The organism is Bacillus cereus group sp. BfR-BA-01309 (genome assembly GCF_022664315.1).
Classification (GTDB): domain Bacteria; phylum Bacillota; class Bacilli; order Bacillales; family Bacillaceae_G; genus Bacillus_A; species Bacillus_A mobilis.
This window is the reverse complement of the sequence record NZ_JAKUHE010000005.1, coordinates 178,056-196,458: the sequence shown is the minus strand read 5'-3', so window position 1 is coordinate 196,458 and position 18,403 is coordinate 178,056. Positions and strand designations below refer to the sequence as shown.

Below are 18,403 nucleotides of genomic sequence, written 5' to 3'. Positions count from 1 at the left end.
TCTTATTGTAAAGGGAGGATTAAGTTGAAAAGGAAATATGTATTATTATTGTTGTTTGCTATGTTACTAGCATCTTGTAGTCAAGTTGAGCAAAAAAAAGAAACAAAAAAAGTAGAAGAGACGGTGAATGAAGTGAAAGAAACAATAGGGGTAACCGTTATACAAAAAAAACATAAAGAGAAAAAGTTACAGGAATCAGAAGCTAAGTTAGTAATAGACATTATAGATAAAGCGGAAAAACAAGACGTAACAGGTAGTTTTGGTGAGCCGGAATATGAAATACAAATTAGTAGAGATGGAAAAAAAGAAACCTATTATGCGTGGCTAAGAGGAGAAGATAGACGAGGGTGGTTACAATATAAGAACGCTATGTACATGCTAGATAAAAAAGATACGGAAAAGCTGTTAGCTATATTTCCAAATGTTTCAGAACAAAAAGAAGATGAGATGCAGGCCGGTCCTTTAACGGAAGTAACAAAAAAAGATTTGCAGATTACCGCGTTTCATATTAAAGCAGGTGATCAAAAAGTGAATTATACGGTACGGTATACGATTTCACAATCACTATACAACAAGTTAGAGAAGGAACAAGAATATTATTTGCAAGTCATTTTCCCAGAAAAAGTTCAAAAATTAATTGGAGCAAAAGAGAGTGAAAAAATTTTAGGAGAAAAGGTAAAGGAAGGGTATAAACAGTATGAATTGCATGCTACTGTGCAGGTAAAAGATGATTCAGAATCACAATTAAAGGCATTAGAAACATATTATGAAAATTACGATTTGAAAATATTAAATAGTAAAAAAGAGAAAATAGGTGTTTTTCAAAATATCATTCAAATTGTTAAAGAGTATGGTGAAAAAATGAATTTACAAAGATAAAGTGAAAGTTTAATTACGGGATGAATGTAAAGTCTATATGGCCTTTCCTAGGAAATGATAATAGAGAGGGGGAGTCCCCTCTCTATTACTTTGCTTTTGCAGATGGCTCATTCATTGATTTTCGTGTAATAAGAAAAGAAATCATAAGAGCGGAGAGGATGATTAAAGCAATAAATACGTGATTTGGCAACAAATCTAATAATAATACGTAGCTAACGGTATAAAAAATAAGAGTTGAAGCTAAAAACGATAGAGCGCCTATTATGAGAGATTGTAAATTCATTCGTATACACCTCCTTTTATTTATATTTTTGGCTAAAAATGGATTAAATAAACATTATTTCTAACGATAGAAAAAAATATGTCATAATAGAGAAAGAACCAGCTTTAATGAATAAATATGATTCATTAATGAGAGATAAAGGAGAGGAATATGAAAAATAATAAAAAAGGATTATGGGGAATTATTGTTGCCATAGGTTTATTTTTACTTTCTAAGTTAAAGTGGGTATTTGCAATTTTTAAATTAGCAAAGTTTTCAACAGTATTTAGTATGTTTCTATCACTTGGTGCATACGCAGTTATATATGGTTGGAAATTTGGAGTAGCGCTCATTTATTTGTTGTTTATCCATGAAATGGGCCATTTATGGGCTGCGAAAAGAAAAGGTATACCAACATCACCAGCAATATTTATTCCATTTATGGGTGCTCTTATTGGGATGAAAGAGATGCCGAAAAATGCGAAAGATGAAGCTTACATCGCCTATATGGGGCCCCTTTTCGGATTGTTGTCATTTTTACCTGCAATTCCACTTTATATAATAACGAAAGAGCCATTTTGGGCATTAATTATTTTGCTTGGAAGTATGATTAACTTTTTTAACTTGATCCCAGTTTCTCCATTAGATGGTGGACGAATTATCTCAGTTGTAAGTACAAAGATTTGGGGAGCAGGTCTTATTGTATTGCTCGGTTATTCCATTTACTTTAAAAGTATTTTGGGAGGATTTATTGTTATTATCGGCTGTATGGAATTATATAGAGTAATAAAGCGAGATGAGCCGATTAAGGAATTAGGATATAGAATTGATGGAATGAAAGAATATGTTGCAAGGCTTGAAGAGGAGTTAAAAGAAACGGGTGCAGTGCATCGGAATATATATATGATGCAACATGAAATAAATGTATTAAGACAAAAAGAAAGAGAGAAAGAATTAAAAACAGGAGAACTTCAAAAAATTGAAGTGTTAGAGTACCTTTTACCAAAGTTTGAGCCACTTGATTATGTTCCATATGAAGAGGAAAAAGAAACACATACAATTCGTATAAGAGAAGCATTTGAAATGTCAGAAAGAAAATTACAGGAATGGAATACAGAAAAGAGTCAACAGGAAAACTATTATAAAGTGGATATGAAAACGAAATGGACGGTATTTGCTTGTTATATCGGATTAATGGCTATACTCGGTTACGCAGCTTATGAAGGGTATATGGTTTTACAAGAACATTTGCCAACGAGGAATGTCTAGAAAAATATTGTCGAAATGATAGGAAGAATTTATACAGGAATTATATTTCTACGAGAGAATGCTACAAGTATAGTACTACATTGTAATATCTCTAGTAGAGAAGGGGTTCTGTATATGAAAAAATTGTTAAGTATTTTGGGGATTATTATCGTGATGATCATTGCGAGTTATAGTCTTATGAAAGTTCTGTTACATTATGCGAATAAGCCTGCTGAGGTAAAGACGATAGCTCAAATAGAAGATGTACAAGAAGAGACAAAAGTACTGGATTTTATTCGTATGACACATGAAAGTTATAATAATTTCTTAAATTATGGTAAAGCAGAGAATTATACAGAAGGGGACTGGAACCAATTTAAACAATGGTTTCAACAACAAGAACCATCTTTAAAAAATATACATACGGAAATAAAGAATGGAAAATTAAAACGCGATGTAAATAGAAGTTATGAAATTGTAAAAAAAGGTGTGGAACTTCAAAATATTGAGTATGTAGTTTATGCACATCGTGTATACCATGACTTAGATATTATCGTAAATAAATATAGAGGTGAAACGAATATCTGGGGGTATACAGAATTTGGAGATGGGAAAGATATAAGGGTAATTGAACAAGCTATTCAGTCTAAATAATAAGCTAGCTAGCATTCTAGTTGGCTTATTTTCTTTTGTAAGTGCAATGTTCATATATTTTTCACAAAAACACCGTGTTAATAGTGATTAAAATCACAATCTGCATTTTACAATTCAGTTAAACTAAAAACAGTTAAGGAAATAGAGGAGTGGAATACAATGTTAAGTGAAAAAACAATTGAAATCGTAAAGTCAACAGTACCATTATTACAAGAAAAAGGCGTTGAAATTACAACGAGATTTTATGAAATTTTATTTTCGGAACATCCGGAGTTATTGAATATTTTCAATCATACAAATCAGAAAAAAGGAAGACAACAACAAGCGCTAGCAAATGCTGTTTATGCAGCTGCAACGTACATTGATAATTTAGAAGTTATTATTCCAGTTGTAAAACAAATTGGTCATAAGCATAGAAGTTTAGGTATTAAAGCGGAGCATTACCCGATTGTAGGTACATGTTTACTACGTGCAATTAAAGAGGTCGCAGGCGCACCTGATGAAGTGTTAAACGCATGGGGAGAAGCTTATGGTGTCATTGCTGATGCATTCATTAGCATTGAAGCAGAGATGTATGAAGAAGCGGCACATAAAGAAGGTGGATGGAAAGATTTCCGTAACTTTGTAGTTGTTAAAAAAGTAAAGGAAAGCGATGTTATTACGTCATTTTATTTAAAACCTGAAGATGGCGGGAAAGTTTCTGAATTCATCCCAGGACAATATGTAACGATTCAAATAAATATCGAAGGTGAAACATATACACATAATCGTCAATATAGCTTATCAGATGCTCCTGGAAAAGAATATTATCGTATTAGTGTAAAGAAAGAAAAAGGTGTAGATACACCGGACGGTAAAGTATCTAACTACTTACATGATCATGTAAAAGAAGGCGATATGTTACCGGTAAGTGCACCAGCAGGAGATTTCGTATTAAATATGGATTCAACTTTACCAGTTGTACTAATTAGTGGTGGAGTAGGTATTACTCCGATGATGAGTATGCTAAATACGTTAATTGAACAAGACTCAACACGTAATGTATGTTTTGTTCATGCAGCGATAAATAGTAATACACATGCAATGAAAGAACACGTTGAGGCAGTAGATAATGAATATGAACAAGTTAAAGCATACAATTGCTATTCTGCACCAACTGAAAAAGATTTGGAAATGAAGAACTTTGATAAAGAAGGCTTCATTGAAGCTGAATGGTTAAAAACTATTATCCCGACAACGGAAGCAGAATTTTATTTCTGTGGTCCCGTACCATTTATGAAACATATAAATGCTGCACTAACTGATTTAGGTGTGAAACAAGAGCATATTCATTATGAATTTTTCGGTCCAGCAGCAAGCTTACAATAAGGTGGATTTGAATAAGCGAAAAACGAGGTATTATTTTACCTCGTTTTTTATTTGTTCTCGTAATAGTCGATTTACCGTTTCACGGCGTATACCAATCAGTTGGCCGATTTCAGTTTGCGTTAAGATTTCATATATAGGAATGTCACCTAAATATAGTGTGAACCATTCTTGTAAACGATGAAGACGTTCTTTCGGAGAGACGGTTGTCAATTGATCGATACGCTGCTGCATCATTCTTAATTTTGATTGTAATTGCATAGCAATATTTGCGTATGATGCGGGATTTGCCTGAAGTTGATCGTACCATTCACTACTAATGATAGGTTCAACTTCTGTTTTCATTAAAGCGATTGCTGTACCGTGATACTCCTTCGGTGAAATTAAAGAATGGTGAGGTATCGTTTCACCTGGAACAATAATGTTGAATAAAAATGGTGTTCCATCTTCTTCGATCCTTACTACTTTTAATAAGCCTGTTTTTATAAAATATAAAGGACCGTCCTCGCCTTGACGGAATAGTACATCTCCTTTGTGTAGAATCAATGTTAGCCCCCCATTTAAACATTTCTATTTCTTTTATTGTAGCGTATATGTATAAAGACAATATGCTATTTAAACAGCAATTTCATTGACGAAATGTATGCTATTACAGTAGTATACTATTTAGTGTGTAATAGTACTAGCAATGAATACGCTGTAGGGGGTTTAGTATATTGTTAGATGCGATAAAAATGACGGATATGAGAATTCCGGCGAATGCTACCATTCATGTAGAAGAGATGAAAGGTGGAGTCGTATTATCCGTTGAAGTAGATGGCCAAATTATTTATACGATGGCTTATGATGAAGAAACAGATAGTTATGCTGAATTATATGATCGAAACGATAAGAGGGCGTGCCAAGTACATGAGGATTTTATGGGATGGTCACTTCTTCATTAAAAAAGATGTCAATATGACATCTTTTTTTATTAAACCGATAGAATATACAAAGAAATGAAATATAAGGATAAAATTTGTAATAAATGATTTTGCATTGTTAGCACTTTGTAACTGCAAGTAAACTATTTTTTCGCTATCATAAAGATAACAGTCGCAGTTATAGGAGTGGTCAACTTGAAGAAAGTACATATTTCAAATTATATGCTATTATGTGTTTGTTTAATTTTATTTGTTCTCTTAGGAGGATTTTTATATTCATGTGTATAAAAAAAAACGTATTCTAAAAAGAACACGTTATAAAAAAGAAGTAATAATTAATCTAGTCCCGAGAATAATTAATGTGATACGTAATAAATTAATTACGGCTTTACCACTTAATTTTGTATTGATATAAGCCCCGATTTTTCCGCCAATCCATGCACCAGGAATAAGAATTAATGCATAAATCCAGCTGACATTTCCAAGGGAGATGTGAGTTGCAGAACTTACAATGGCTGATAGAAATACGATAAACATCGAAGTTGCTACAGCGATATGTGCTGGGAATGCAAAAAGCAGCATCATTGCTGGAACAAGTAAGGCACCGCCACCAATTCCAAATAACCCAGATATAAAACCAACTATAAAGGCGATAAAGATAGCGAGAAGCGGTGGAAATTGATAGTGTACAGTGTTTCCTTCGTTATCGGTAAAAGAACGTTTAATTACCGTCATATTTGATAAAGAAAGAGGGTTTAATTTGTCTCGTAACATAAGAAGAATGGAGACAAAGATAAGGAAAATCCCAAAATATAAAGAAAATGTATCTTGGTTTAAAAATTTGTTTGCCCACGAGCCGATGATACCACCAGGGCCACTCCCGATAAATAAAATAAGTCCACTTTTGTAATCTACTCGTTTATGCTTCATATAAGTAAGGGTGGAAGATAGTCCTGTGAAAACGACTGTTACCATTGAAGTTCCTACTGCAAGTTGTGGTGATAGACTGTGTAATCCGATTAATAACGGAACAATAATAATTCCGCCACCAAGCCCGACTAGACTCCCGACTGTCCCGGCGATTAGCCCGATGAAAAGTAACATGATGTATTCCAAAATTGCCAACTCCTCTATATAACTTATCCACCAATTATTATACACGCTTTTTCATAAGAAAAAGGTTTGTTCACAAAAAAGTCGTCTTCCTAGAAAAATAAGGAAGACGACTTTTGATTAAAAGATCAAGTGTAATAAAGAGTAGAATAAAGCAGCTAAAGAAGCTGAAATAGGAAGTGTGATAACCCAAGTAATTAACATGCGTTTTGCAGTTCCCCATTTTACACCTTTTACACGATGAGAAGCACCAACCCCTAAAATAGAAGAAGAGATAACGTGCGTCGTACTAACTGGTAAGTGAATGAATGTTGCACCGAAAATAACAAGTGATGATGATAAATCGGCAGCTACACCATTTACCGGACGAATTTTCATAATTTGTCCACCGACAGTTTTAATAATTTTCCATCCACCGACAGAAGTACCAAGACCCATTGCAATCGCACAAGATAATTGTACCCAGAACGGGATGTCGCTAGAAGTATGATAGCTATTAGCCATAAGAGCCATCGTAATGATTCCCATTGCTTTTTGCGCATCATTTGTACCATGTGTATAAGCTTGTAATGCAGCAGTGAAAATCTGGAATATACGGAAGTTTTTGTTCGTCTTCGTTAAATTAAAGTTTTTAAAGACTACTTTAAATATACTGTATACGATATAACCAATAACAAAAGCGATAATTGGCGAAATGATTAAAGCTTCAAGAATTTTTATGAATCCTTTAAGATTTAATGAGCTAATACCGGCCGCAGCGATAGCTGCACCTGCGATTGAGCCAATGATTGCATGCGAAGAACTACTTGGAATACCGTAGTACCAAGTGATCAAATTCCATGCTATTGCCGCAAGTAAAGCAGCTAAAATTACAAGAGAACCATTTTGCAAGGCAAATGGATCAACGATATCTTTTGTAATCGTTTTTGCTACACCTGTAAATGTCATCGCACCTAAAAAATTCATAATAGCTGCCATAATAATTGCATGTCTAGGCTTTAGAGCTTTCGTTGAAACAGCCGTTGCAATAGCATTTGCTGTATCGTGAAATCCATTAATAAAGTCAAAAGCTAAAGCGCAAATGACTACTAAAACGGTCAGTAACAAGAGTGTATCCATGATCAAACTCCTTACGCGTTCTTCATAATAATTGTTTCTAATACGTTTGCAACGCTTTGGCAGCTATCCGCTACTTCTTCAAGCTCTTCGTAAATCTCTTTGTATTGAATAATTTTAATCGGATCTTTCTCACGAGAGAATAAGTGCTTAATCGCATGACGGCGAATATCATCACATTGTGATTCGTAATCCTTAATCTTAATCGCGTTCGTACGAATGTCGACTAACTTCTTTTTAGACAGTAGTTCAACAGAGTTTGCAATCTCAATCGCACATTGATTAATTGCTTCAACGAATTTAATCATGTATTCATCAGCTTCTGTAATAGAATACATTTCGAATAGACCAGCACTATGATCTAATCCGTCTAATACATCATCCATACTCATTGCAAGTTGTAGGATGTCCTCACGTTCAATTGGAGTAATAAACGCTTTGTTTAGCTCCATAATGATTTCGTGAATAAATGAGTCACCTTTTGACTCATACTCTTTCATGCGCATAGAAAACTCTTTTAAATCGCTAGCATTTTTAATTTTATACTCCACGAAAAACTGCGCGCCTTCTTTTAAATTTTCTGAAACATTCATTAACATTTCAGAAAATTTATCTTTTTTTGATTTAAATACCATTATTAGTTACCCCCACAAAAGTAATATATGTAAAATATATTGGCTAGTCAATTCTAACAAAAAACTGTCGTTTTTTAAAACATTTTATCGAAAAGTTTACAAAAACTTAACATAACTCTCATTGTTGTATTAATAATATTAATAATCAATATTGAATATCTTACTTGTAGAATGTCCTTTTCTTGCAAAAAGTATGAATGTGAAAGAAAAGCTTTACACTACAGGAAAGACTACGTTATTATAATAAATTTAAAAGGAGGTATATTCTTCCTTTTGAAAAGAAGAGTGTAAACAAACGAAGGAAGTGAACGAATGAAATTGAAGAACACTCACTTAAAAAAAATGCAGGAGTGGTTCAATAAGAGGAAGAAACTTCGTAATTCATTAATTGTATTAGGAAGTTTACTTGCTACTCTATTTATTGCTATAAATATAATAATTTCCATTCAAGACATATCTGAATTAAAACAAGCTGTTCCGCAACCGACCTTAATTTATGATGCAAATAATGAAGTTGCGACTAAATTAGCTTCATCTAAAACAGAAGGTGTTAAAAGGAAAGATATTCCTGACATTATGGTTCAGGCAATTGTTGCAGTAGAAGATAAGGAATTTTTTAACCATCACGGTATTTACTATAGTGGAATTATAAGTGCAGTTTTTAAAAATATTACAGCAGGAGAAGTTGTAGCAGGGGGCAGTACGATTACACAACAACTTGCGAAAAACGTATTTCTGACACAAGACCGCACATACTCTCGAAAAATAAAGGAATATTTTTTAACAAAAAAAATAGAGCGTACGTATACGAAAGATGAAATTATTGAAATGTATATGAATCAAATTTATTTTGGTGAAGGAGCTTGGGGGATAAAAAGGGCAGCTAAATCTTATTTTGATAAAGATGTAAAAGATTTAACAGCTTCAGAAGCTGCAACGATTGCTGGATTGATTAAAGCACCGTCTGCCTATTCGCCTTATAAAAACTTTAACAAGTCAATCGAACGACGTAATGTTGTATTAAGTTTAATGAAAGAGCAAGGGTATATTTCTGACGAACAGTATAATAAAGAAAAAGAGAGCGGTCTTGTGTTAAAACGTGGTGTGGATGATAAATACAAGGGGAAATACTCTCAATATGTAGATTATATTGTTAGAGAAGCGATGGACAAGTACGAATTAACACAAAATGAAATTTTAGCGGGTGGTTATCGTATTTATACAGAGCTTGATCCGAAAAAACAACAGGCTGTGGAAGATGTTGTGAATAATGATAGTTATTTCAAAGATAGTGGCTCAGATCAGCTTATGCAAACGGGTGTAGTTCTTATGAATCCAAAAACAGGTGGTGTACCAGCTTTAGTTGGAGGCAGAGGGCCGTATCAGTTTTTACAGTTTAACCATGCAACCCAATTGAAAAGACAACCGGGCTCAACGCTAAAGCCTTTGGCTGTATATGTACCAGCGTTAGAGCAAGGGTATGAAGTATACGATATATTAAAAGATGAACCATTTAATATTAAAGAATATAAACCACAAAATAGCGATCATACTTTTCACGGTGATGTGACGATGTATGAAGCTGTGGCAAAGTCGTACAATGTTTCCGCTGTTTGGTTATTAGAGCAAATTGGATTGGATAAAGGTTTGAAATCTTTAGAGCGTTTTGGTATTCCATTAGTGCCAGAAGATCGTACATATCCGATTGCTTTGGGCGGGATGCATGTTGGGACCTCGCCATTTGTAATGGCCCAAGCGTATAGTACATTTGCAAATGACGGTGTTCAAGTGGAAGCTCATGCGATTAGGGAGATACAAAATGCTGAAGGTGAAACGATTGGAAAGTGGTATAAGAAAGAGACACGGGTGACGAGCGAGAAAATTGCTCAAAAGATGACATATTTATTAAAAGGTGTTGTCGAAAAGGGCACGGGCGAAAAGGCGAAAGTTAATAATGTTGATACGGCAGGTAAGACAGGAACGACTCAAATTGTAAATGGACCAAGCACCGGTGCAAAGGATTCATGGTTTGTTGGATACACACCAGATTTAGTAGGTGCGATTTGGGTAGGGTATGATAAAACAGATAGTGATCATTATGTTCCGGGGGGAAGTCAAATTACGACGACAATGTTCCGGGATATTATGAAAAAAGCGAATACCAATCCAGCTCAAAAAGCATTCCAGTTATCACTCATATCTGAGGCTGATTATAAAAAACAATTGACTACAATAGAAGAGGAAAAACGAAGGAAAGAAGAAGAGAAGAGAAGGAAAGAAGAGGAACAACAAAGAAAAAAAGAGCAACAAGAGTGGATTGATAAAGTGAAAGAATGGATCCCTTCATTTTGGTAAAAGAAAGAGGCGAATAACGAAATTCGCCTCTTTTTCGTATGAAAAACAAAATGAAACTTTAAACGGTTGAAATTCTTCTTTCTCCTTACTAGTTACTATTCGTTAAGTATAATGTTCGTACTGCCAAAGGATTCGGAATCGTATGTGACGGTTATTTTTCCTTTACTAATAGGTTCGTAAGGTAATTCTTCTTCGTAATTACCATTATTTTCATTGTGGATAGAAAGTGTAATTTCATCGATTTTTTTATTTGTATATTGATCTTTAATCGTTTCAGCAATTTGAAGTAATGCTTCGGAACTAGAAGCTTTCGTAATAAGCATTCCTGTTATAACTTTTTTTTCATTATGTGTTGCATTGGAATAAGGGATGTTGCTTTGTTTTGTATACAAAAGTTTGTATGGAACGGTTTTTCTCTCTGCTTTTGATATAGTGGAATATTTTAGAGTTAAAAAAAATCCTACACATAAAATAATGCATACCATAAGAGCAAACCAAATGCGTATTAGTGACATAACTCTCATTTTCATCCCTCTTTCATATCTTTGACTTCACTATTTATCATACAAAATGAGGATTAAGGTAGAGTAAATTTGAGGTAAAGAAACGTAAAGAAGGAGCACTTATCCTCCCAAATAAGTGCTCCTTTTTATTAAAAGAGAGATTTAATAGACAGTCAAAAACCTATTACTTATAAATGTGCTTGGTCATTCCAAAATATTATTGAAAATTGTGGTTAGTAAATTCGGAAGACCGAAAGTATAGCAGTTGTTTCGCCTGTGTTAGGAATAGAAATAGTATTTGCTGTAGGTTGTACAGAAATTGTTGTACCAGCTTGTAAAGTAATGATTGTAGAGAAAGAAACTGCACTACCGATAACGTTAGTTGAAAAATTACGACTAGGTGGTTGGCCGTTAAATGAAAGACCAAAGCCAAATGGTGAAGAACCTGGGAAAGTTGTAGATGCAGAGAAACTAATATCATATACACCAGTTTCTAAAACCGTTAGAGTATCAGAACCATTAAAGGAGATGTTTGTTAATTCAAATGTTTCATTGAATTGTACATTGCTTCCCGGTGAGACTGTTTGTGCAATTGTGTTTCCTAATACAGCTGTAGTTACAGGAACTGGAGTACCCGATGCACCTGTCGCGCCAGTAGCACCCTGAGCACCAGTAGCACCAGTAGCACCCGCTGGTCCTTGAGCACCAGTAGCACCTTGAGCGCCAGCCGGTCCTTGAGCACCAGTAGCACCTGTTGCGCCAGCTGATCCTTGAGCACCAGTAGCACCTGTTGCGCCAGCTGGTCCTTGAGCACCAGTAGCACCTTGAGCGCCAGCCGGTCCTTGAGCACCAGTAGCACCTTGAGGGCCAGCTGGTCCTTGAATACCTTGAGGTCCTTGAGCACCAGTAGCACCTTGAGCACCCGCTGGCCCTTGAATACCTTGAGGTCCTTGAGCACCAGTAGCACCTTGAGCGCCGGCTGGTCCTTGAGCACCAGTAGCACCTTGAGCGCCAGCCGGTCCTTGAGCACCAGTAGCACCTTGAGCGCCAGCCGGTCCTTGAGCACCAGTAGCACCTTGAGCGCCAGCTGGTCCTTGAGCACCAGTAGCACCTTGAGCGCCCGCTGGTCCTTGAGCACCAGTAGCACCTTGAGCACCCGCTGGTCCTTGAATACCTTGAGGTCCTTGAGGTCCAGTAGCACCTTGAGGCCCGGTAGCTCCCGTAGCTCCCGTAGCACCTGTTGCTCCTCCACCACCAAGGCAACCTGATCCGTATTGAACTAGGATAGCTTGGATTTCTGTAATGAGTTTAACAAGTTTGTCGATCGTACAGCAATCTACTTTGAATAATTTAGTGATATACAATAAATAATTAAGCAGGCTTTGTAACTCAACATACAATGCTCCGCATGAAAAAGGTTTTGTCGTTAAAATAGTTAATAGATTAGCGATAATAGAATTTCCAATTTGTTTTTGTGCGGGAGATAAATCTAAGCAATTGAGGAATTTTTGTAGGTTATTTAGGGCAACAATCAAGTTATCGATATTATGTTGCGAAGGGTTTTGAAAGACAGCTTGAATAGCTTGGCCAAGAGCTTGAAGAAGTCTAACGAATTCTGTAAGTTCGGACTTAGAGATGTTAATATAACTACAAGCTCTGATTTCGCAACAATCATTACCATAAAATACTTTTCCTTTATTTTTATTGTTCATCTTTTCATTCCTTTCTTTCATAGAATCAATAGTCGTTACTATATATTAAAATGAAATTTACACTAAATTCGTGATGGACAAACTACTATTTCTAAAAAAATAAGAAGTTTGCCTACTAAGCGAAAACAATTAAGTTATAGAGAAAGATTTATAGAACTTAAAAAAGATTAGTTCAACATAAAAAAGCATGCCAATTGCTAGGAGTATATAACAATTGGCATGCTTTTTGTGGAGGAGTACCTCATTTGTATTCATTTAATCTTTCAAGGGTCGTTTTAGGTAGAATTGGAATTGAAATAGTGAAAGTTGTACCATCTTGATTACTGGTCATTTTTAATGTACCGTTATGATTTTGAATAATTTTCTTCGTTACTGACAAGCCTAGTCCTGTGCCTGAATCTTTTGTTGAGAAGAATGGATCAAAGATATATTCTTGAATGGCTGGTGGAATACCAATTCCATTATCAGTGAAAGTAATACGAACAAAATTATCTAGGCGATAACTAGTAATTTGGATAGAAAGTTTTTCTTCGCCTTGAGCATCGACAGCATTCTGAAATAGGTTTAAAAAAACTTGCACAAGTTCATGACGATCAATATTGACTAATACATCATCCAACTCGGTAGAAAAATTATAATCAATTGAAATGTTATGTAAAAAGACTTCACTAGCTAGTAACTGTTGAATATATTCACGTAAAAATGTGTTAATAGGAAACGGTTCTCTTGTAAATTCGCGTGTTTTTGAAATAGCTAAAAATTTTGTAATAATACTATTTGCGCGGTCTAATTCAGGAATGAGTAAGTTTTCAAATAATTCTTTATTAGATGGAGAAACACTTTCTTGTAAAAATTGTAAGTAACCCCGTACGGTTGTAAGAGGATTACGTACTTCATGTGCAATCCCAGCTGCAATTCGCCCTGCTAACGAAAATTTCTCTGCATCACGTTCTGTGTTTAAATAATGAAAGACACTAATAACTCTAAATATTTCTCCGTTATAATCACGAATAATTCGGTTATTTAATATGCCATAGTTTTTGTCTAAAACTTCTTCATTATATAATTCTGTTCCCGTTCTTAATGTTTCAAGAGCTTTAATTTTTTCTTCTGGCAATTTTAATAATTGTTGAATTGGTTTTCCGATTATATCATTTCGTACTACACCAAAATCATCTGCTGCAGCTTGATTACATAAAGTTATATTTCCTTTACTATCAACAAAGGTGACATGATGTGAAAAAGCATCGAAAATATGAACAAAGTATGTTTCAAGTTGCTCAAATAAAAATAATGAATCGCAGGTAAGCTGAAACTCAGCTTCTTTATTCTCTTTTTGTATGTTTTGTATAGAATGAGTCGTTCTCGTTTTCTTTATTTGTAAACCAATATGTGGATTTTTGTATGTGAAATGATGTGGTAATTGATTCACAAGTTCTTCATAAAAACGTACTTTATTTTCTAATTTTTCTATTCGTTTTTCATGAGATACAATATCATCGTTTGGAAGCATAAATAAATAACCCCTCAATTTAAAAATTCTTCCATCTAGTATATCATATTTTTATACGGATACTCTTAAAGAAAGAGCTACTTAATGAAATTGATTAGTCGAGGTGTTCGGGAATTGAGTAAAATGGATAGAAGGTGAAGTTAAAAAGGGAGGGATATATTTGCTTTTTATTGGAGTGACAGGGTGGGGAGATCATGATTCTTTATATATAGATCCCTATGAAAATAGAAATAAATTACGAACATATAGTGAGCATTTTCCTATTGTGGAAGTGGATAGTTCATTTTATGCGATGCAACCTGCGCGAAACTATACAAAATGGGCAACGGAGACACCGAAAGATTTTTCTTTTGTCGTAAAAGCATATCAAGGGATGACGGGACATATGAAAGGTGAAATTCCGTTTTCTACGTTCGACGAGATGTTTGATGTGTATAAACAATCTATTCTTCCTTTAATAGAAGCTAATAAATTAAAAACGATTTTATTTCAATATCCACCATGGTTTGATTGTAAAAAGAAAAATGTAGATTTTCTTCGATATACGAAAGAGAAAATGGAAGGTTTGCCGTGTGCCATAGAATTTCGAAATCAAACATGGTTTTATCCAGAAATGAGAGATAAGACTTTACGGTTTTTGGAACAGGAGAAATGGATTCATACAATTTGTGACGAGCCACAGGCGGGGATAGGTTCGGTACCGCTCGTTTTAGAAGTAACGAATGCAGAGATGGTGTTAATACGTTTTCATGGTCGAAATGTTCATGGCTGGCTGGATAAAGGGGAAAATTGGAGAGCGGTTCGTTGCTTATATCGTTACAACAATAAAGAATTAGAAGAATGGGTAGAAAGACTAGAGCAATTGAAAAAGAAGGCAAAGGGCATATATGTACTATTTAACAATAATTCGGGCGGAGATGCAGCGGATAATGCGAAACAGCTTATGAAAATGATGAACATTACATATGGTGAGCCGAAGCCCGAGCAATTAAATTTGTTTGAATGATAATAAACAAGAAAGGCACTGTACAAACAGGGGGAATGTACAGTGCCTTTCTATATGAAAAAGAGGGGTAACAATGTTACTGAGCGTTTGGTTGATTCATCAATTGTTGGCTTCGTAATAAATGATAATGGTTATCATTATCATTGTCAATAGTTTTCCGAAAAATAAATAAAAAACTTTTATGAGACAGTAACGGGTAGGAAGATTCCTGATAAAAAGTTAGGCTGAGGCAAAGAAGTTTTTGGGGGTAGAATGCTAGCAAACTCCTGATAAAGTATCAAAAAAAGAACAGCAATTAATGCTGTTCTTTTCCAGTAACGAATTGTTGTAAATCAAAAGGAGTTATCGCTTGGATAAACTCTTTTGAGATAAGTGTTTGAACAAGGGTACTCTCAGAAATGGAAGCACCTGTTTTCTTTTCATAAGCTTGTTTTAATAAATCAAGTTTTTCAGCCGTTTCTTTCGGTAATTCAATTGTTAATGTGTTCATAATTTCTCCCCCTTATTATTAGAGTACCACTACAATATAGGAGAGACAAGAAAAGAGAGTGTGAAACATAAAAAAGGTTACCATTTATAAAATGGTAACCTTTTTTATGTATAAGAGTTATTAAGCAATACCGATATACTTTAAAGTTTTTGATGGAGTACTATGATCAAAGAAGTGTTGTAAAAATGCGATATCAACACCTGATTTGTATGCACAATATCCCCAAGTTTTTCGAAGTGTATGTGAGCTAATCCCTTCTAATCCAACTTCTTTTGCAGCTTTGTTTAAAATGTACCATGCATGTTGTCTCGTAATAGATTTTGTTCCTTTTTGAGACTTTAATAATGGTTCATTACGTTTCCAAGTTTTACGTTCTTTCATGTAGTCTTCGATCGCGTGCTGTAAGTCTTCATTTACAGCAAACCATTTATGTTTCTTTACTTTTTCATTGTAAAATAAAATGGAATGGCGAACATTTTCATTTTCATCGATTACATCACTAACTTTTAATTGTAAGATTTCACTTACTTTTAAGCCAGAATTTACAGCTAATACGAATAATAAGCCATCACGTTTCGAAGATTGTAAAAGTATATTTTTGATAGTTTCTAATTGTTTTTCATTTTGAATAGGTTGTCCTGCTTGTTTCATTTCACGCACTCTCCTCTTTTATGTGTGTAAAGGAAAGGATTAACTTGTTTCTTACTATAAAGGGAGAGTGTGAATTTCATGTGAACTCCTAGTGAAATTAAGACAAATTATTTGACTTCTTTTACTTTTTGTAAATTAAAGTAGAATACAACACTATTAGTCGTGTTATATACACCGTATTCGGCATGGTGGAGGTCTAAAATGTTTTTTACAATAGATAATCCGAGACCAGTACCACCAGTATGACGGCTACGAGATGCATCTAAACGGTAGAAACGATCCCAAATTTTTTCAAGACTGTCTTCTGGGATAGGGTTTCCTGTGTTTTCGATTTCGACTTTTACTGTATCTTCCATTGCTATAACAGAGACTTGTATTTTTTCTCCATCTGGCGTATAGCGAATTGCGTTGCTAAGTAAGTTCACGACCACTTGCTCAATACGACTACGATTCGCTTTCACAAATATAGAAGAATCTACATCTATGTTCACTTGTAAATGCTTTTCTTCCATGCTAAATAATAACTTTGTATAGACTTGTTGAATTAATTCACCGATTGAGAATGTCGTCATATCTAGTTTGTACGTACCTGATTCTAATTTTGCTAATTCTAACATTTCAACAATAAGTCTGTTCATGTTTTCTGTTTCTTCTAAAATAACATCTGTGTAATACGTCGTATCTTTACTAACGCCATCTTTAATTCCTTCCGCGAAACTTCTAATTACACTGAGTGGTGTTTTTAATTCGTGTGATACACCAGAAATGAATTCTTTTCGCGTTTTCTCTAATTGACGTTCACGTTCAATATCTTGTTGTAATTTTGTATTGGCAACATTTAATCGATCGATTCGGTCTTTTAAGTTTACAGATAACGTATTAATACTGCCGGAAAGCCCACCAATTTCATCGTCTGCTGTCACAGGTAATTTCTCGCTAAAATCAAAATTGGCCATTTTTTTTGTAACACGATTCATTTTAATTAATGGTTTCACAATGATTTTTGAGTAGTAGAAGGATAACAAAATAATTACGAGAAATACGATGATTAAGGCATAGACATAATAATCCTTTAAAACAAGCATTGCTTCATTAACAGGTTGCAATGATGCTACGGCAAAAGCGTATTCTGTAATCTTTCCATTTTCCATAATAGGTTTTACAAAGATACTATTCTTTATATTTTCTCCGCTATCTAGTAGGAAATGGCTCAATTGCTGTGGGTTAGTAGTGCCATCTCTAATAATTTCTGCAAAATATTGAACGGCTTGTAATGTTTCAAGATCATTTGCAAGACGAACATCAGCTTTGGATGGAAGCTGTAACTTAGATACAATACCAGTAAACTCAATTTGAGTTACAGTTTTGGATCGACTTGTAAGTCTATTTTTAGCAGGGTTGCCATTAATGGATTGAAAATCTGAGTTGATATATTCGTTTTGCCATCGATTATAGTTTGTCGTCAATTCTATTGGTGTTATGGCGGAATCTTGTACAAAACCGACGACGTTTATCACCCCATCTTTTTTCAGTCCTAAGTTTTCGAATTTATTATATTCTTCAGGCGTTAAAAGGTTATTGAGTGGAATGGAATATGCTTTATTATTTTTAGGGTTAATTACATCAATGTAAAAATTATTGTCGCTTTTAATAATACCGTTCGTATTTAAAAACTGCATTTCGGCATTTGTTTTATCATGAAATTCTTGTTTTAGTTTTCGAATTTCTTCATAACTTTTACCACTTTTTTCGTAATTATCTACGAACTTCTCGAAAGAATTTTGAACGGTTTTTACCTTTTTATTAATATAAAATTTCTCTAAAAATAGAGATTGTCCTAGGAAAAAAAGGAGGAATATGATTGTAAATAATGTTGATGTTAATAAAAATAGTTTAAAGACGATACTTCTGTTTTTCACTGCGTCACCTCTTGTGAGAAATACTGTAAATGATTTCTTTATTATAACAAACGTTGCCA

General features: G+C 34.4%; 18 protein-coding genes. 7 read left to right on the top strand and 11 right to left on the bottom strand.

The genetic code is table 11. The features are described from left to right. The first annotated feature begins 24 nt into the window (after positions 1 to 24). Positions 25 to 879 carry a YhfM domain-containing protein gene (locus MR115_RS11995; protein WP_242241404.1) on the top strand — a complete coding sequence of 285 codons (855 nt, stop codon included), beginning with the start codon at positions 25 to 27 and terminating at the stop codon, positions 877 to 879. Positions 880 to 964: 85 nt separating this feature from the next. Here MR115_RS11995 and MR115_RS11990 read toward each other — a convergent pair whose 3' ends face one another. Continuing rightward, on the bottom strand, positions 965 to 1,162 hold the full coding sequence (locus tag MR115_RS11990; protein ID WP_001053353.1) for a hypothetical protein: 198 nt from the start codon (positions 1,160 to 1,162) through the stop codon (positions 965 to 967). 150 nt (positions 1,163 to 1,312) lie between these two features. On the opposite strand from MR115_RS11990, the gene MR115_RS11985 reads away from it, so the two are divergent. The 3 genes from MR115_RS11985 to hmpA all read left to right on the top strand — a co-directional run bounded on the left by MR115_RS11985 (position 1,313) and on the right by hmpA (position 4,411). Further along, positions 1,313 to 2,410: a site-2 protease family protein gene (locus MR115_RS11985; RefSeq protein WP_242241402.1), complete on the top strand. Its 1,098-nt coding sequence runs from the start codon at positions 1,313 to 1,315 to the stop codon at positions 2,408 to 2,410. Between the two features lie 114 nt (positions 2,411 to 2,524). Next, positions 2,525 to 3,043 carry a hypothetical protein gene (locus MR115_RS11980; RefSeq protein ID WP_242241400.1) on the top strand — a complete coding sequence of 173 codons (519 nt, stop codon included), beginning with the start codon at positions 2,525 to 2,527 and terminating at the stop codon, positions 3,041 to 3,043. Between the two features lie 159 nt (positions 3,044 to 3,202). Next, positions 3,203 to 4,411, top strand: coding sequence for an NO-inducible flavohemoprotein (hmpA, locus tag MR115_RS11975; RefSeq protein ID WP_242241399.1), 1,209 nt, complete (start codon positions 3,203 to 3,205; stop codon positions 4,409 to 4,411). A gap of 30 nt (positions 4,412 to 4,441) precedes the next feature. On the opposite strand, the gene MR115_RS11970 is transcribed toward hmpA, so the two are convergent. Next, positions 4,442 to 4,954 carry a Crp/Fnr family transcriptional regulator gene (locus MR115_RS11970; RefSeq protein ID WP_000600576.1) on the bottom strand — a complete coding sequence of 171 codons (513 nt, stop codon included), beginning with the start codon at positions 4,952 to 4,954 and terminating at the stop codon, positions 4,442 to 4,444. Between the two features lie 170 nt (positions 4,955 to 5,124). On the opposite strand from MR115_RS11970, the gene MR115_RS11965 reads away from it, so the two are divergent. Continuing rightward, on the top strand, positions 5,125 to 5,352 hold the full coding sequence (locus tag MR115_RS11965; RefSeq protein WP_061680307.1) for a hypothetical protein: 228 nt from the start codon (positions 5,125 to 5,127) through the stop codon (positions 5,350 to 5,352). Positions 5,353 to 5,646: 294 nt separating this feature from the next. Here MR115_RS11965 and MR115_RS11960 read toward each other — a convergent pair whose 3' ends face one another. From MR115_RS11960 to MR115_RS11950, 3 genes are all read right to left on the bottom strand, one after another. Beyond that, positions 5,647 to 6,447: a sulfite exporter TauE/SafE family protein gene (locus MR115_RS11960; protein WP_000455763.1), complete on the bottom strand. Its 801-nt coding sequence runs from the start codon at positions 6,445 to 6,447 to the stop codon at positions 5,647 to 5,649. Between the two features lie 117 nt (positions 6,448 to 6,564). After that, positions 6,565 to 7,563: an inorganic phosphate transporter gene (locus MR115_RS11955; RefSeq protein WP_061680306.1), complete on the bottom strand. Its 999-nt coding sequence runs from the start codon at positions 7,561 to 7,563 to the stop codon at positions 6,565 to 6,567. A gap of 11 nt (positions 7,564 to 7,574) precedes the next feature. After that, positions 7,575 to 8,195 (bottom strand): DUF47 domain-containing protein, encoded by a 621-nt coding sequence (locus tag MR115_RS11950; protein WP_000231446.1) that lies wholly within the window; start codon positions 8,193 to 8,195, stop codon positions 7,575 to 7,577. Positions 8,196 to 8,507: 312 nt separating this feature from the next. Here MR115_RS11950 and MR115_RS11945 point away from each other — a divergent pair, with 312 nt between their 5' ends. Beyond that, positions 8,508 to 10,550: a transglycosylase domain-containing protein gene (locus MR115_RS11945; protein ID WP_071722390.1), complete on the top strand. Its 2,043-nt coding sequence runs from the start codon at positions 8,508 to 8,510 to the stop codon at positions 10,548 to 10,550. A gap of 95 nt (positions 10,551 to 10,645) precedes the next feature. Here the strand turns inward: MR115_RS11945 and MR115_RS11940 are convergent, their stop codons facing one another. From MR115_RS11940 to MR115_RS11930, 3 genes are all read right to left on the bottom strand, one after another. Further along, positions 10,646 to 11,074, bottom strand: a complete 429-nt coding sequence (locus MR115_RS11940) for a hypothetical protein (RefSeq protein WP_071722392.1) — start codon at positions 11,072 to 11,074, stop codon at positions 10,646 to 10,648. A gap of 212 nt (positions 11,075 to 11,286) precedes the next feature. Beyond that, positions 11,287 to 12,765 (bottom strand): Gly-Xaa-Xaa repeat protein, encoded by a 1,479-nt coding sequence (locus MR115_RS11935; protein WP_242241397.1) that lies wholly within the window; start codon positions 12,763 to 12,765, stop codon positions 11,287 to 11,289. Between the two features lie 241 nt (positions 12,766 to 13,006). Further along, a complete protein-coding gene (locus MR115_RS11930) occupies positions 13,007 to 14,278 on the bottom strand; it encodes an ATP-binding protein (protein WP_242241394.1) in 1,272 nt (423 codons plus the stop codon). A gap of 160 nt (positions 14,279 to 14,438) precedes the next feature. On the opposite strand from MR115_RS11930, the gene MR115_RS11925 reads away from it, so the two are divergent. Further along, the gene (locus tag MR115_RS11925; RefSeq protein WP_063261778.1) at positions 14,439 to 15,284 is read left to right on the top strand and encodes a DUF72 domain-containing protein; all 846 of its coding nucleotides are present in this window, start codon (positions 14,439 to 14,441) and stop codon (positions 15,282 to 15,284) included. 295 nt (positions 15,285 to 15,579) lie between these two features. On the opposite strand, the gene MR115_RS11920 is transcribed toward MR115_RS11925, so the two are convergent. From MR115_RS11920 to MR115_RS11910, 3 genes are all read right to left on the bottom strand, one after another. After that, complete coding sequence (locus tag MR115_RS11920; protein ID WP_001094861.1) at positions 15,580 to 15,774, bottom strand: DUF3924 domain-containing protein; 195 nt, start codon at positions 15,772 to 15,774, stop codon at positions 15,580 to 15,582. A 120-nt stretch (positions 15,775 to 15,894) separates the two neighbouring features. Beyond that, positions 15,895 to 16,425 carry a tyrosine-type recombinase/integrase gene (locus MR115_RS11915; RefSeq protein WP_000806236.1) on the bottom strand — a complete coding sequence of 177 codons (531 nt, stop codon included), beginning with the start codon at positions 16,423 to 16,425 and terminating at the stop codon, positions 15,895 to 15,897. Positions 16,426 to 16,532: 107 nt separating this feature from the next. Continuing rightward, on the bottom strand, positions 16,533 to 18,344 hold the full coding sequence (locus tag MR115_RS11910) for a sensor histidine kinase (protein ID WP_242241392.1): 1,812 nt from the start codon (positions 18,342 to 18,344) through the stop codon (positions 16,533 to 16,535). Positions 18,345 to 18,403 lie beyond the last annotated feature (59 nt).